Origin of the sequence: Paenibacillus oceani, assembly GCF_014705615.1 — a bacterium.
GTDB lineage: Bacteria > Bacillota > Bacilli > Paenibacillales > NBRC-103111 > Paenibacillus_AB > Paenibacillus_AB oceani.
The window spans coordinates 312619-327892 of sequence record NZ_JACXJA010000006.1 but is presented as its reverse complement, the minus strand read 5'-3'; the positions used below and the strand labels follow the sequence as shown (position 1 = coordinate 327892).

Below are 15274 nucleotides of genomic sequence, written 5' to 3'. Positions count from 1 at the left end.
CAAGATTACTATGAATCCAATAACGACAAATATGCGGACCGAGGTCAGCAAACGCCGTACGTTCGCCATCATTTCTCACCCCGATGCGGGGAAAACGACGCTCACGGAGAAGCTGCTCCTGTTCGGAGGCGCCATCCGGCTGGCCGGTACGGTCAAAGGACGCAAAGCGAATCGCCATGCCACCTCTGACTGGATGGAGATCGAGAAGCAGCGCGGTATTTCTGTAACGTCAAGCGTGATGCAGTTCGATTATCTCGGCCACAAGATCAACATTTTGGATACTCCCGGTCACCAGGACTTCAGTGAGGACACGTACCGGACGTTAACGGCAGCCGACAGCGCGGTTATGCTGATTGACTCCGCCAAAGGGGTCGAGACGCAGACGAAGAAGCTGTTCCAGGTATGCCGCAAGCGCGGGATTCCGATCTTTACATTTATGAACAAGCTGGACCGCGAAGGCCGCGACCCGTTCGAGCTGATGGAAGAGATCGAGCAGCTGCTGGGCATCCGCTCCTATCCGCTTAACTGGCCGATCGGCTCGGGCAAACAGTTCTGCGGCGTGTACGACCGTGTAAAAAAACGGCTGGAGCTGTTCCGGAACGGCGATCATAACGATATTGAAGTGCGCGAAGTGAGCGGCTACGACGATCCGCTCGTCCGGGAGATTGCAGGCGACTATTTGTATGAGCAATTGCAGGAGCAACTGCAGCTGCTCGATATCGCCGGCGACGAATTCGATTTGGAGCAAGTGAGCAGGGGCGAGCTGACTCCGGTCTTTTTCGGCAGTGCGATTAACAATTTCGGTGTGCAGACGTTTCTGGAAAATTTCCTTCAGCTTGCTCCGCAGCCGGTGTCCCGCAACAGCAACCAGGGAGTCGTGGAGCCTACTTTTGAGAAATTCTCGGGATATGTGTTCAAGATCCAGGCGAACATGAACCCGGCGCATCGCGACCGGATTGCCTTCCTGCGTATATGCTCCGGCAAGTTCGAGCGCGGGATGTCGGTGAAGCACGTCCGGGTCGGCAAAGACATCAAGCTGTCGCAGCCGCAGCAGTTTCTGGCGCAGGAGCGCGATATCGTCGAAGAGGCGTTTCCCGGCGATATTATCGGGCTGTTCGACCCGGGTATTTTCCGGATCGGGGATACGCTGGCCCAAGTGCCGGAGTTGATGTTTGACGAGATGCCGACGTTCTCTCCGGAGATGTTCAGCAAGGTGACGATCAAAAACGCGCTGAAGCAAAAGCAGTTCCTGAAAGGGATCGACCAGTTGACGGAGGAAGGTACGATTCAAGTATTCCATACGACGAGCGGCTTCGACGAGATGATCCTCGGCGTCGTCGGCCAGCTCCAGTTCGAAGTAATGGAGCACCGGATGCGGGCCGAATACGGGGTCGATATTTTGCTGCAGCGGCTGCCTTACCAGTTCGCCCGCTGGGTGATCGACGAGAAGCTCGACCCTTCGAAATTCCGGATCAACTCGCTGCTGGTGAAGGATAAGAAGGACAATTACGTAGCGCTCTTCGAGAACGAATACGCGATGCGCAGCGCGGTGGAGAAGATGCCGCAGGCCAAGTTTCTAGAAACGGCTCCGTAAGACGGAGCGTTACGAGGGGCGGCTGCTGTAGGTAGTCGGGAACCGTGACCTTGGCGAGTGAATGAGTAACAGTAAGGAAAGTAATAAGAGCCTCTGCCGCTTCTATGAGCGCCGAAACGGAATTTCGGCGGGATCGAGGCGGTCAGGGGTTTTTGTTTGGTGGGGAGAGCGTGAAGACGGGACGTGGAGTTGCTCGCGGCAGGCGCAGCGGAATAAGAGCTTCTAGCAGCTCGTTTTGGGCGCGGAAACGGCGGTTTTGGCGGAATAGAGGTGATTAGGAGCTCTCATTTGGTGGAGAAGCGTGGCGGAAAAAGAGCCTCTAGCAGCTCGTTTTGGGCGCGGAAACGGCAGTTTTGACGGAATAGAGGTGGTTAGGAGCTCTCATTTGGTGGAGAAGCGTGGAATCGGGGGAAGCGCGGCGGAATAAGAGCTTCAAATCGCTCCTATTTTGCATCGAAACGGAAATTTCGGTGAAATAGAGGTGGTGAAAGGCTCTTATTTGTCCCGCCCGCGCTCGCGACTCCCCCCCCGATCGCGACTGCCGGTGCCAGGTGCCGGAGCACGCTCGCTGCCGGCTGTTCAAACCCAACCGGCTACCGGCTGTTCAAACCCAACCGGCTACCGGCCTACCCCGGGCCGAGAGTCCGCTTGACCTCCAACTACCTTCCGCCTGAGTCCATACTGTCACGGGTCTGGTCGACTGCGGGCGGCTTCGGAAACGAAAGCCTGAGCGTAGTGCCCATTCCCGGTACGCTGATCGCGTCGGCAGCGCCGCCGTGGGCTTCCGTCAACTGCCTGACGATGAATAAACCGAGGCCGGACGCCCCTTTGTCTTTCGAGCGGGAGGGATCGCCTCTATAAAAACGTTCGAACATCCGCTCCTGCTCCTCCTTCGACATGCCCTTGCCCTGATCGCGGATCTCCAGGACGACAGCTTCCGCGGTTTCCGAGCCGATCAGGCGAATGGTACCGAAATCGGAAAACTGGATCGCGTTTTTCACGACATTCATCGTGATTTGGATGAGCCGGTCATAGTCGCCGTATAGGGTAAGCTCGTCCGGGCAGTCGATGTGCAGGCGAATGTTTTTCTCCGCGGCTACAATAGCGAGCGTCTCGGCTACGATTTCGAATAGGTCCCATACACGGCATACCGCTGGGCGCAGGGTGATTTGTCCGGTTTCCAGCTTCTCTACGTCGGTCAGCTCGTTGACCAGCCGGATAAGCCGTCTCGTCTCGGCTTCGATGATCGTGTACGCCTTCTGTTCCTCATCCGGCGAGACTTTGCCGTGTCTCAGCCCTTCGATAATGCCGCGGATGGAAGTAAGCGGCGTACGAAGCTCATGCGTAACGTCGGACAGAAACTGCCGGCGCCTCGTCTCCGCCAGCCCTTGCTTACCGGATGCCTGCTCCAGTACGGACGCCATCCTATTAAACTCGCGCTCCAAATCGCCGAGCTCGTCGGTACGGGTAACGCCCAGTCTGGTTTCGTACCGCCCGGCGGCTATCGAACCGGTTGCTTGCCGGATCGTCCGGACGGCGCTGCTCATGCCCCGCGACAGACGAAACACGACAAGCAGTGACAGCGCGAGGACGGCTCCTATCGCGTAGACGAAACCTTGCAGTATGGCGCTATCCATGGCGTTGATCTCTTTGGCCGGCGAGAGAGCAAATATGACGACATCCTCGTTATGAAACTTGGACGGCACTACGTTGGAGGCCACTAGCAGGGGGGAGGGAGACGATTGGCTGATCCGAAACGTTTCCCCGTTGTTTTCCGGCCATAAGTGGTTGCGAAGCTCGTCCAAGGTTGTACGTTCCCTCGATTCCGGCGTCATCGTCCCCGCTTTTTCCTCGAGCGGATCTCCCTTTCGATTCATTACGATCACCGATATATTCCGCTCGCTCCAAAAAGCCAGATTTTGCATCAGCGTTGGGGAAGGGGCTTCCTCGTACTGCAGGAGCCTTCCGACGAACCGAGAATAGCTGACCAGTTCCTCCGTTTTGTAAGGATACAAAAGCCCATACTTGGCGTAGGAAGCAAAACCTGCCCCAAGCATAGCGAGCAGCAGGGAAGCGACAAGCAAATAACTGATGAATGGGCGCTGGAAAAACGTGAATTTATACCGGGAAAACAACCGCTTCATTCGTTACTCCTCCAACTTGTAGCCGATTCCCCAAACGGTACTGACCCATAAACGCTCCTTCGTGGCAATTTTATCGCGCAGTCTTTTGATATGTACGTCTACGGTACGGTCTTCCCCGTAATAATCGATCCCCCACACGTTCTCGATAAGCTGTTCCCGGGTAAATACTTTTTTCGGATGTTTGACGAACAGCAGGAGCAGTTCAAATTCTTTCGGAGTCAAGTTGGCGACAAGCTCACCCCGAATCGTCACCTCCCGGGTGTGCGTATCGATGGCAAGCTCCTTGTACCGGATCGGTCGGCTCTCGTCGTGGGGCTCATCTTCAGGCTCCGCTCCCGCCGCCGGTCCCGCCTCGACTTCAGGCACCGGCGAAGGCGCTGCCGCTGCCGCCTTATAACGCCTCAAAACCGCCTTCATCCGTGCGATCAGCTCCAGCGGACTGAACGGTTTGGTCACGTAATCGTCCGCGCCCAGCTCCAGACCGGTTATCCGGTCTTTCTCGGCGGTTTTGGCGGTAAGCAGGATTACAGGGGTGTCGGAACGGCTGCGGAGCTCTGCGCACAGCTGCAAGCCGTCCCGTCCCGGCAGCATCCAGTCGAGCAGCACAAAGTCCCAGTTTCGCTCCCGAAGCAGCTTCTCCGCTTCATGGCCATCATGAACGTATTCGGCTTGTATGTGTTCTTTCTCCAGAAACAACCGGAGCATTTCACATACGGATGGGTCATCCTCGGCAACGAGCAGCTTCATCCAGCACCTCCTTATCCGGAATCGCGAGTTCGGAAAAGATAAAAATATTGATACGCTTTATTAAACCTGAACAGCTCGGACCCACACTTTAGCTGCAAGGGGATTACTTGGGAATCGGGCCCGGTCGGAAATAAAGAGCCTGTCCAGTAATAGTCAAGAACTGTATCAGTGTTGTTACAATATGTAACAATTACAGCATATTCGGTTGAGGGCCCAGATGCAAGAAGCAAAAGGACTAGGATTCGCCGATCCGATATTAAAAGCCGCCTGTCGGTTGACGACAAGCGGCTGACGGTCAGTCCATATGGTTTTTTAGCGTATCTACCAGTTGATGCTGAATATCCTCTCCGCAATGCTGCCATATAATCTCGAACAAAACGCCGAGTCCGGGCAATGCCTTGTCGTCACCGCCGATCGATCCTTCGATCACTTCGTACAGTTCGTCCTCCGACTTCCCGTGAACGCGCTGAATGATGGCTTGCCGTAAGCTTAAGATCATAATCGGACCTCCGGTTTCATCATATTCCGTTTACTAATATGTGCACTTGACGCGCCGTTCATGTATTCGTCCGCCGGACGGCCGATACGGTATACGCGGTGCCGGCGGCACTATGGTATAATAAAAAAACACATAGGGACGGGGGAGGAACAACAACGATGAAAAAGAAGCAATACGCGGTAATCGGCATGGGACGTTTCGGTACCAGTGTCGCCAAATCGCTGTATGATCTCGGCCATGAAGTAATGGCTCTGGATTCGAACGAGCAGCGGATGCAGGAAGTTTCCGCCATGGTGACACATGCCGTTCAGGTCGATTGTACCGATGAAGAGGCGCTGCGGGCGCTCGGTATCCGCAATTTCGACGTCGTCGTAGTGGCGATTGGTGAAGATATCCAGTCGAGTATTTTGACCACGCTCATTTTGAAAGACATGGGAGTGCCGCTGCTGGTCGTTAAAGCGCGCAACGAGCTGCATGGCAAAGTGCTCAAAAAAATCGGCGCCGACAAAGTCGTATTCCCGGAACGGGATATGGGACTTCGTGTTGCACACCATCTAGTGTCCCCGAACATCCTCGACTTTATCGAACTGTCCGATGATTATAGCATCGTGGAGCTGAAGGCGTCCTCTACGATGATCGGCAAAAATCTGCGCGAACTGGATATTCGGGCCAAATACGGGTGCAACGTGATGGCACTTAAAACGGGACTAAAAATGAACATTTCGCCCAACGCGGAAGATACGATCAAGGAAGAAGACATTCTGGTTGTCGTCGGTCAAAACAATCAGCTTAGTGTGTTGGAACGGGCGTTTGCTTAATAAGGAGTCGGGTCGGAATCCATGAAACAGTTTAAAATCGAATCGTTGCAAAATCCCCGCGTCAAATTGTGGGCCCAATTGCTGGACAAAAAAGGACGGGACAAGCAGGGGCTTTATCTGGTCGAGGGCATTCATCTCGTCCAGGAGGCGCTGCGATATGACGCGGGTGTCGAGACGGTACTTTATTCGGAAGAGCGCGGCCTGCCGGCCGAGATCGCCGCGTGCCTGAATGACGGGATGGTGGAGAGAATCGCAGTCACGGAGCAGGTGCTCATCAAATGTTCGGATGCCCAGACCCCCCAGCCGGTTATCGGCATCGTCCGCAAATCGGCGAAGACGATAGAGCAACTGCTTGCAAGTCCGGAGAGCCTCGTGGTCGTTGTCGACGGCGTACAGGACCCGGGCAACCTCGGGACGATTATCCGTTCGGCGGATGCGGTAGGGGCTGCGGGCGTCGTGCTGGGCAAAGGGACGGTCGATTTGTATAATCCGAAAACGGTCCGGTCGACGATGGGATCGATGTTCCATGTGCCGGTCGTGGAAACGGAGCTGCTGCCGCTGCTCGATCTGGCCAGATCCCGGGGCATTCAGCTCGTGGGCACGAGTTTGCAGGCAAGCCGCTCCTGCTATGATATGGATCTAACAGTCCCGACCTGGATCATCCTCGGTAACGAAGGCAAAGGCGTCTCGGCAGAGGTGGCCGCCCAGGTCGATACCGGAGTGATTATCCCGATGAAGGGCCGGTCCGAATCGCTGAACGTGGCCATGGCGGCTACCGTATTGTTGTTTGAGGCCATGCGGCAGCGGGGCGATCGGCCCAGACCCGTCTAATTTATTTCTCATGAACCTTCAGGTTTGAAACTCACGGCAGCTGCTAACGTGCGGCTGCCTTTTGTTTTGCCTGCATTTACAAATCCTTCAACCCGGGTTTACACAGGGCAAATACGGACCGTGTAAACTATACAGATTCAACCGAATCGATCAAGGTGGATTCGATTCCGCGGCTTACAGACGGGAACATGCAGAGGGGAGAGCGGATCATGTCCAAAATCTTGTTGAATCATGTGTACAAGTATTATGGCAAGGAGAAGCAGGCCGTCGTCAAAGACTTTCATCTCGAAATCGGGGAGAAGGAGTTTATCGTATTCGTCGGGCCGTCCGGCTGCGGCAAATCGACTACGCTGCGAATGATTGCGGGGCTGGAGGAGATCAGCCGCGGCGAGATCTATATCGATCAGGTGCTGGTTAACGACCTTCCCCCGAAAGACCGCGATATCGCGATGGTATTTCAAAACTACGCCTTGTATCCGAATATGACGATCTACGAAAATATCGCCTTCGGGTTAAGGCTTCGCAAGCAACCGAAGCATGAAATCGATACGGCCGTCAAACGCGCGGCGCGGGTGCTCGGGATCGAAAGCTTTCTGGAGCGCAGACCGAGTCAGCTGTCCGGGGGACAACGTCAGCGGGTCGCACTCGGGCGGGCGATCGTGCGTAATCCGCAAGTGTTTCTGCTCGATGAGCCGCTGTCCAATCTGGACGCCAAGCTTCGGGTGCAGATGCGCGCCGAATTGATCCGCCTTCATAAGCAGCTCGGGGCGACGACGATTTACGTGACTCACGATCAAACTGAAGCGATGACGATGGCGAGTCGGATCGTTGTGATGAAGGATGGACTCATCCAGCAGGTGGATACGCCGGAGGAAGTGTACAACAATCCGTCCAACTTGTTTGTGGCCAGCTTTATCGGATCGCCGTTAATGAATTTTATCGAAGGCCGGCTGAAGACGCAAAACGGGAAGCTGGAATTTCACACAGACAAGTTCGTACTTGAACTGTCGGCGCCTAAAGCCGGACACGACTCCGCAAAGCCGCTGATCGGCAAAAGGGTTACGCTGGGTATTCGTCCGGAGCATGTAAGTGTGGACCCGATCCGGGCGGAGCGGCATCCCGAGGCGACGATCAGCGGCATCTTCCGCCAGGACGAGCTGATGGGAGCGGACCGTTTTGTGTATCTCGATATCGGGATGCCCAGCCTGCTAGTCGTGCGGACAAGCCCGTCCAACCGTTATGAGCCGGATTACCATGTGGCCGTATCGCTGGATAGGGAGCATGCCCTCTTTTTCGACACCGACACCGGTGAGCGGATACTGTAGAGGAAAAATAACAATTGCATTCGTGATAAATGAAAAAAGACTGTATCCGGGACGTTGCGTTACGGGGTACAGTCTTTTGGCGTTCAGCCGGATCAATAGATCACATACAGCATAATCCCGATCCCGATGATACCGGCGATTACATAAAAGGAAGTCAGCCGGACCATGTTGCCGCTCGTTCTTTTTTCGTATTCGGGATTGCCGTCCCGGTTTTGTTTGGACATTCCGACCAAGATCGTAGCGACAGCGGACAAGATTATGAAAAAGATGATTAAGGCAGCGTAAATCGCCATAGGATCACCTGCTTTATCGGATTTGGTACATTTAGAGTAACAGGGGACAATGTTCCTGTAACCATCCATTTGGCCGGCAATCGGACCATCCACTTGCCAAAGTGGCGCAAAATCGGATCGGCAGGTTGACATCGCGTATAAATGGTACTATGATGAGTATATACCCCTACACGTATAAGTATAATATTGAGGAGGAATGGAATATGGCGACGATGCCTATTACCGATAACAACTACGCAAAGGTTATTCAGAACAACAAACTGGTCCTGATCGATTTCTGGGCGCCGTGGTGCGGACCTTGCCGGATGATCGCTCCGATCCTTGAGCAATTGTCGGAGGAAGTGGGGGACGCCGCCGTCATTGCCAAGCTGAACGTCGACGAGAACCCGACTGGTGCGGTTCGTTACAGCATCCAGGGGATACCGACGATGATTTTGTTCCGGAACGGAGTCGAGGTCGAACGCTTTGTCGGCGTACAACCACTCCAGGTTCTTAAAAGTGCCGTTATGAAACATGCCCGCCAGTAATTTTTTTTGACGGGATCAATACCCATGGGGGTATTTATTCCTTTATAGAGAGGGGACGAGTCATGGACGTCCAAGTCGGCTGGATCGTAACTTTATTTCTTATCGGCTTCATAGGGTCATATATTTCGGGCATGGTGGGCATTGGAGGTTCGATCATCAAATATCCGATGCTGCTGTATATTCCACCGGCGCTCGGTTTTGCCGCTTTGACGGCTCAGGAGGTATCGGCTGTCAGTGCCGTTCAGGTATTTTTCGCCACATTGTCGGGGATGCTCGCTTACCGCAAGGGAGGCTTTATTAACAAAAAGCTTGTCCTTTATATGGGGATTCCGATTATCGCAGGCAGCTTTCTGGGAGGATACGGCTCGAAATTTTTGCCGGATACGGCTATTAACGTTACGTACGCCGTTATGGCGCTAGTCGCGGCTGTCATGATGTTTATGCCAAAAAAGCAGCAGGATGTCGACGATTACTCGAAGATCCGGTTTGATCCGATACTCGCTTCCGGGTCCGCTGCGGTTGTCGGAGTTTTATCCGGGATCGTAGGGGCGGCGGGTGCTTTTATTACGGTGCCGATCATGCTGGTAGTGCTGAAAATTCCGACCCGCGTGGCGATCGCCTCGTCCCTCGCCATTACGTTTTTGTCTTCGATCGGGTCAACGGCAGGGAAATTAATGGGCGGCCATATGCTGCTGATCCCGTCCGTGGTGATGGTGATCGCGAGCGTCATCGCTTCTCCGCTTGGCGCGAAAGCGGGAAAGAAAATGAACGTGAAGGCGCTCCAGTGGATATTGGCCGGACTGATTACGGCGACGGTCGTAAAAATATGGCTGGATCTGTTGATGGGATAACGAAAGGGGAATAATAAATTATGAGCCAAAAAGAGAAAACGACGATTGTACTGTTCAGCGGGGAGCTGGACAAGGCGATTGCCGCCTTTATTATTGCGAACGGAGCGGCCGCTTACGATCACGAGGTAACGATCTTTTGCACATTCTGGGGGTTGAATACGCTGCGGAAGGATCAGCCTGTACCGGTGAAGAAAGGTTGGCTCGAGCGGGTGTTCGGAGCGATGATGCCACGTGGGGCGAACAAGCTCGGGATGTCCAAAATGAACTTTGCCGGGATGGGCCCGAAGATGATTAAACATGTGATGAAAAAGCACAATGCGCTCTCTTTGCCGCAATTGATCGAGCTTGCCCGCGAACAAGGGGTGAAGCTGGTTGCCTGCACGATGACGATGGATTTGCTCGGCTTGCAAAAAGAGGAGCTGATGGACGAAATTGAGTATGCGGGAGTCGCAGCTTATTTAGGCGATGCGTCCGACGCTAAAGTCAATTTGTTTATTTGATCGAAAGTTGGCGAAAACCGGGCAGACCTCCTACCCACACCTGGTGGGCAGGAGGTTTCTGCGTTTCCGGAAGCAGACGAGGTAAAAGAAAATGTTTCGCTTGACAGAAGTTAATTACTAATATACACTTACTTACTAAAAGTAATTAATGAACACCGAATAAATAATAGACCTGAAATCATATACGAAGGCGAGGAAACGAAGATGACACACAGCATATATCCGGGCACGTCCATAGGTACCGTCCATTTGAAAGTAGCCGATCTGGAGCGTTCTATTCCGTTCTATCGCGATGTTATCGGCTTGAAAGTACTCCGGCAGGAAGCGGATGTCGCCGAGCTGACCGCTGACGGCAAGCGGCCGCTCCTAACGCTGCGGCAAATTGCCGGCGGGCTCGCGATGCCCAAGCGATCCACATCCGGCCTGTACCATTTTGCCATTCTCGTGCCGGATCGCCGGTCGCTGGGGCTGTCGCTGCGCCGGCTCGTGGAGCACCGCATACGCATCGGCTCATCCGATCATCTGGTGAGCGAAGCGCTGTATCTCGACGATCCGGACGGCAACGGAATCGAAATTTATGCGGACCGCCCGAGGGATGAGTGGAAGCATCTCCCGAACGGGGATATCGCAATGGCAGTTGATCCCCTGGATCTGGACGATTTGCTGATGCAGGCGGGCGACCTGCCGTGGACCGGGCTGCATCCCGACACGACTATCGGTCATATCCATCTGCACGTCTCCGATCTGAACCGGACGTGGAAATTTTACGGCGGAGTGCTCGGCTTCGATCTGGTCGCCCGGATGGGAAATGCCGCCTTGTTCGTCTCGGCCGGCGGTTATCACCATCATATCGGCTTGAATGTGTGGGCCGGTGTAGGGGCACCGACGCCTCCCGATCATGCGGTAGGATTGTCGTATTACGACGTCGTAATTCCGGATCGGCAAGAGCTCGAAGCGACCATAAATCGAGTACGAAGCACAGGGATACCCGTGCAGGAGCACGACGGAGGCTGGATGCTGAAGGACCCTTCAGGCATCGGAATCAGATTGACGGCCGGAGAGTAAATATTTCCACATATTCGCCATGTTCCCGTTGACAAAGAGAAGTAGTTCACTTAAGATAATATTGTTACGAAACATAAGTAAATAAATTTTAATAAGTCAATGAACAATATGGGGAGGATTTTGATTATGTCGAAGACGAACTGGGCGATTGACCCGACTCACAGCAGCATTGACTTCTCGGTTAAACATATGATGATTGCCAACGTAAAAGGCTCATTCCATAAATTTGAGGCGACGGTAGAAGCAGACCCGCAAGACCTTACTACAGCCAGCATCGAATTTAAAGTGGACGTAAGCAGCATCGACACCCGCAACGCAGACCGCGACGCGCACCTGCGCTCCCCGGATTTCTTCGACGCGGAGAAGTATCCGAGCATTACGTTTAAGTCGACCGGCATCGCAGCGAAGGACGACGGCGAATATGACGTTACCGGCGACTTGACGATCCATGGCGTTACCCGTCCAGAGACGTTCCTCGTAACGTTCGAAGGAGCCGGCAAAGACCCTTGGGGCAATGAGAAAGCAGGCTTCAGCGGCAAAGGCAAAATCAAGCGCAGCGATTACGGCCTGACTTACAATGCCGTACTGGAAGCGGGCGGCGTGCTGATCGGGGACGATATCAAAATCTCGATCGATATCGAAGGCGTAAAAGCGTAACAAGGGAAGGCTATCTAACAAGCGGCGATTCGGTGAACCCGGTCGCCGTTTCATTATTATTCTTGACATACCCACGGGGGGTATTGTATATTTAACATGTGAGGTGATTCCATATGGAGCATACGAATCCGCTTGAGCACGAGACGGGATATTGCGGGAACGAATCCGCCGGCGAGAGAAGAAGCCATCATTCGGATAAAATGAAAGCGAACCTCATCACCCGGCTGAACCGGATCGAAGGGCAGATTCGCGGAGTCAAAGGGCTGATCGAGAAAGATACGTACTGCGATGACGTGCTGAATCAAATCTCGGCCATCCAGTCGGCGCTTGGCAGTGTCGGCAAGCTGCTCCTCGAAGGACACCTGAAAAGCTGTGTCGTCGACAAAATCCAGGCCGGCGATCCGGATATTATTGACGAGTTGCTCGTCACTGTTAATAAACTGATGAAATAAACTACTAATCGGGAGGAATCCATCATGCAAAACGTTACTTTACAAGTCGAAGGAATGTCCTGCAATCATTGTGTCAATTCGATAGAGGGCGCCATGAAAACGATCGGAGCTACCGCCAAGGTGGATCTCGCCGGCAAATCGGTAACAGTCCAGTTCGACGAGTCGAAGCTGTCGCTCGACACCGTGAAGACTACGATCGAAGATCAAGGCTACGACGTCGTATAATTGTGGAATGAATGCGGCATAACTGTGGGATACTAAGGGTACAGAATAGGAGCCATCAGACGGTGACCCCTTGTTTCCTCCATTGCATGGGGCTGCTTTGGGAAGCTGTTTTGTATTAGGATGCATAGTTCGAATCTGCAAGGATGGAGAAATCTCCATCCTTTTCGTTGTGCTTGCACGGTGAAGCGGGAAGCAGCCTGCAGAAGAAGAGGGCCCCATTGACAGCACAACGGAACGATGACAGAATGTATAAGACCTGTATACGAGTGCATGCGGAGGAGAGAGAGCATGAAGTACTTTCGAGAACTCGCTGCGCGTCTGACCTTCAAACGAAAGCTTCTTGCGGTCGTTATGATCCTGAGCATTGCGCCGATCCCGCTGTTCGGTTTGTTTTCCTACTACACGGTGTCGGGCAGCGTCAAAGAAGAGGTCGACCGCAACCATAAGATGATCCTCAACCAGATCGAGCAGCATGTCGACGCCTTCCTGCAAAGTTTGGGCAAATCGTCGCTGGAGATCGCCTCCAATCCGACGATCGAGCAGTCTATGCGGCTCGGCGTATCCATCGACAAATATTTGGTCGAGTCGCTCGATATGATGGACACGCTTATGAAATTCCGCAATTTATCCGATATCGCCTTCGATGCCTCCATCGTTTATAACCAGTTCGGCAAAGTATACTCCAATCGTTACGGCTATATCGACCTATCCGCTTTTCCATACCGGGAAGTCGTGCTGAACAGCCCTTTAAAGTACAACGGTTTTGTCGTCATCTCGCCGAATACGTACCCGAATCAAAATGAAATCCTTATCGTCCGGCCTATACCGGCGACGAGCAGTCCCGGCGTGGGAGCGTTGTTTCTCCATGTCAATTTGGATAATCTGACTGCGTTTCTGAAACAGTTGAATATCGGAGAGAAGATCTTGTTCATCTTCGACGAGAGCGGCAATGTGATCGCCGGCAGCAATGCGAACGAAGCGGAAGCTGATCTTGCGGGTGCCGTCAGGCTGTATGATTACTGGTCGCAGCATTCCCAGAGCTCCGATCAGATCCGGTTCAATGACAAAGACTATGAGCTGTCGGCGATGAGGTCTTCGATTACGAATTGGACGTATGTGACGATGACGCCCACGACGGAGCTGAATCTGAAGCTGGATCGGATAGAAAACGCGACATGGGGAATGGTCGCGCTCTTGTCCGGCATCTGGATCTTGTTGGCGTACGTGGGCTCGAACCGGCTGTATGATCCGATCCAGCGCCTTCTGTCCGTGTTCAGCCCGCAGCCGGCCGGCCGCAGAAGCGATGCGATCCAGACGCTCGATCAGACGATGCGGCAGATGATGGCGACGAACAGGCAGCTGCAGATCCGGCTTGGCGAGCAGCTTCCTTTCTGGCGGGAAGGCGTTTTTCTCAGGCTGCTGAGAGGGGATATGACAGACAAGGAGTTCCGGGTGCATATGGAGGAACACGGCTTTCCACTTGCGGGCAGCTGGTTTTATGTGTGCATCGTGGAGGTCGACCGGATCGACCAGTTTCAGATGAGGTATAAGGAGAAGGATCGTTCGCTGATCATTTATGCGCTCGGCAAAATGATCGAGGAAATTATTATCGACCATTACTCCAGCGTAACGGTGGCTCCCCGGTCGGGACAGTTTGCCGTCATGATCGGAATGGACTCTCTCAAGGATGAAGCCGACCGCAAAGTTCGCGAATTGTGCGATGAGATCCGCAGTAAAGTGAAGCAATACTTCCAATTTACCGTATCGGTTTCGATGAGTGGGGCCAAAAAGAATTATACCGGCCTGGTTGACGGTTATGAGGACGCCGTAACGTTAATGGGCTACCGGATGCTGCTGGGGCCCAACGTGACGATCGCCCAGGAAGACGTCGTATCGTCGGTCAAGCCGTCCGGTCGTCCGCTCATCGAATCCCAGAAAATGATTATGCACAGCATAGCGCAAGGGGATTTCGCGCAAGCCGAGGACCGGCTGACCGAGCTGATGCGGCTCGTGCCCGCTTCGGTGCCGAACAAAGAGACGGCGCTGGCCGTATTCGCTTATTTGATAGGGGAAATCGACCGGTTTATCCATGAGCTGGGTTATGAGCTGGATCACTTTTTCGAATTCGACCTGTATCAGTCGCTGTACGCGTTCTCCTCGCTGGAGGATGTGGAGCGCTGGTTGAGGGAGACGGTGTTCGCCACGATCCGCGATAAACTCGAGACGGTGCAAATCGGCAAGCAGAAACGTCTGGTCCATCAGGTTGTCGCTTATATTCACGAGCATTACGACGAGGATTTGTCTTTGCAAGGCGTTGCCGATCATTTTCAGGCGTCCACCGGTCAGATCGGCCGGGCGTTAAAGAGTGAGCTGGATACGAACTTTAGCCAATATCTCATTCAGTACAGGCTGAATAAGGCGAAGGAATGGCTGCTGCATACCGATATCCCCATCAAGGAAATTACGGAGCGGCTCAGGTATACGACTGTGCATAATTTTACGCGGATGTTTACGAAGACGGTGGGCGAATCTCCGTGGCAATACCGGAAAAAGTATCGGGACATTCCGGGCAGGGACGATTCTTCCGCCGGGTAAGAAGGTTTAGGCAAGCAGTCATCTTCACGAATAGTTTGTATCTGTCTTCTCGTTCGACTGAAACAGCTGGCAGGGTTAATAACCTGCCGGTTGTTTTTTTGTGAGAAACCATACTCTAACGGACATGGTGGAGGCTATTTTGCTAAAAAAC

At 53.5% G+C, this 15274-nt stretch carries 15 protein-coding genes and 1 pseudogene; 12 read left to right on the top strand and 4 right to left on the bottom strand.

The window, feature by feature from the left end; all coding sequences use genetic code 11:
* Positions 1-10: 10 nt before the first annotated feature.
* The gene (locus tag IDH45_RS06750; protein ID WP_190925902.1) at positions 11-1594 is read left to right on the top strand and encodes a peptide chain release factor 3; all 1584 of its coding nucleotides are present in this window, start codon (positions 11-13) and stop codon (positions 1592-1594) included.
* Between the two features lie 659 nt (positions 1595-2253).
* Here IDH45_RS06750 and IDH45_RS06745 read toward each other — a convergent pair.
* From IDH45_RS06745 to sspI, 3 genes are all read right to left on the bottom strand, one after another.
* Positions 2254-3738: a sensor histidine kinase gene (locus IDH45_RS06745; protein WP_190925900.1), complete on the bottom strand. Its 1485-nt coding sequence runs from the start codon at positions 3736-3738 to the stop codon at positions 2254-2256.
* 3 nt (positions 3739-3741) lie between these two features.
* On the bottom strand, positions 3742-4485 hold the full coding sequence (locus IDH45_RS06740) for a response regulator transcription factor (RefSeq protein ID WP_190925898.1): 744 nt from the start codon (positions 4483-4485) through the stop codon (positions 3742-3744).
* Between the two features lie 295 nt (positions 4486-4780).
* Positions 4781-4984: a small acid-soluble spore protein SspI gene (gene sspI / locus IDH45_RS06735; protein ID WP_190925896.1), complete on the bottom strand. Its 204-nt coding sequence runs from the start codon at positions 4982-4984 to the stop codon at positions 4781-4783.
* Positions 4985-5064: 80 nt separating this feature from the next.
* Between sspI and IDH45_RS06730 the strand changes: the two are divergent.
* The 3 genes and pseudogenes from IDH45_RS06730 to IDH45_RS06720 all read left to right on the top strand — a co-directional run.
* A pseudogene (locus IDH45_RS06730) lies at positions 5065-5802 on the top strand (potassium channel family protein); the annotation flags it as partial.
* A 21-nt stretch (positions 5803-5823) separates the two neighbouring features.
* Positions 5824-6633 (top strand): TrmH family RNA methyltransferase, encoded by an 810-nt coding sequence (locus IDH45_RS06725; protein WP_190925892.1) that lies wholly within the window; start codon positions 5824-5826, stop codon positions 6631-6633.
* A gap of 209 nt (positions 6634-6842) precedes the next feature.
* Entirely contained in the window at positions 6843-7958 is a 1116-nt protein-coding gene (locus tag IDH45_RS06720) for an ABC transporter ATP-binding protein (protein ID WP_190925890.1), read from the top strand.
* A 92-nt stretch (positions 7959-8050) separates the two neighbouring features.
* Here the strand turns inward: IDH45_RS06720 and IDH45_RS06715 are convergent, their stop codons facing one another.
* The gene (locus tag IDH45_RS06715) at positions 8051-8251 is read right to left on the bottom strand and encodes a hypothetical protein (protein ID WP_190925888.1); all 201 of its coding nucleotides are present in this window, start codon (positions 8249-8251) and stop codon (positions 8051-8053) included.
* A gap of 203 nt (positions 8252-8454) precedes the next feature.
* Between IDH45_RS06715 and trxA the strand changes: the two genes are divergently transcribed.
* From trxA to IDH45_RS06675, 8 genes are all read left to right on the top strand, one after another.
* A complete protein-coding gene (gene trxA / locus IDH45_RS06710) occupies positions 8455-8778 on the top strand; it encodes a thioredoxin (protein ID WP_190925886.1) in 324 nt (107 codons plus the stop codon).
* Between the two features lie 62 nt (positions 8779-8840).
* Entirely contained in the window at positions 8841-9629 is a 789-nt protein-coding gene (locus IDH45_RS06705) for a sulfite exporter TauE/SafE family protein (RefSeq protein WP_190925884.1), read from the top strand.
* 20 nt (positions 9630-9649) lie between these two features.
* Complete coding sequence (locus tag IDH45_RS06700; protein WP_190925882.1) at positions 9650-10129, top strand: DsrE/DsrF/DrsH-like family protein; 480 nt, start codon at positions 9650-9652, stop codon at positions 10127-10129.
* A gap of 204 nt (positions 10130-10333) precedes the next feature.
* Positions 10334-11194 (top strand): VOC family protein, encoded by an 861-nt coding sequence (locus tag IDH45_RS06695; RefSeq protein WP_190925880.1) that lies wholly within the window; start codon positions 10334-10336, stop codon positions 11192-11194.
* A gap of 126 nt (positions 11195-11320) precedes the next feature.
* Positions 11321-11851, top strand: a complete 531-nt coding sequence (locus IDH45_RS06690; protein ID WP_190925878.1) for a YceI family protein — start codon at positions 11321-11323, stop codon at positions 11849-11851.
* Positions 11852-11964: 113 nt separating this feature from the next.
* Positions 11965-12303, top strand: a complete 339-nt coding sequence (locus IDH45_RS06685) for a metal-sensitive transcriptional regulator (protein ID WP_190925876.1) — start codon at positions 11965-11967, stop codon at positions 12301-12303.
* A 24-nt stretch (positions 12304-12327) separates the two neighbouring features.
* Positions 12328-12528, top strand: coding sequence for a copper ion binding protein (locus IDH45_RS06680; RefSeq protein ID WP_190925874.1), 201 nt, complete (start codon positions 12328-12330; stop codon positions 12526-12528).
* 288 nt (positions 12529-12816) lie between these two features.
* Positions 12817-15123 (top strand): helix-turn-helix domain-containing protein, encoded by a 2307-nt coding sequence (locus tag IDH45_RS06675; RefSeq protein WP_190925872.1) that lies wholly within the window; start codon positions 12817-12819, stop codon positions 15121-15123.
* Positions 15124-15274 lie beyond the last annotated feature (151 nt).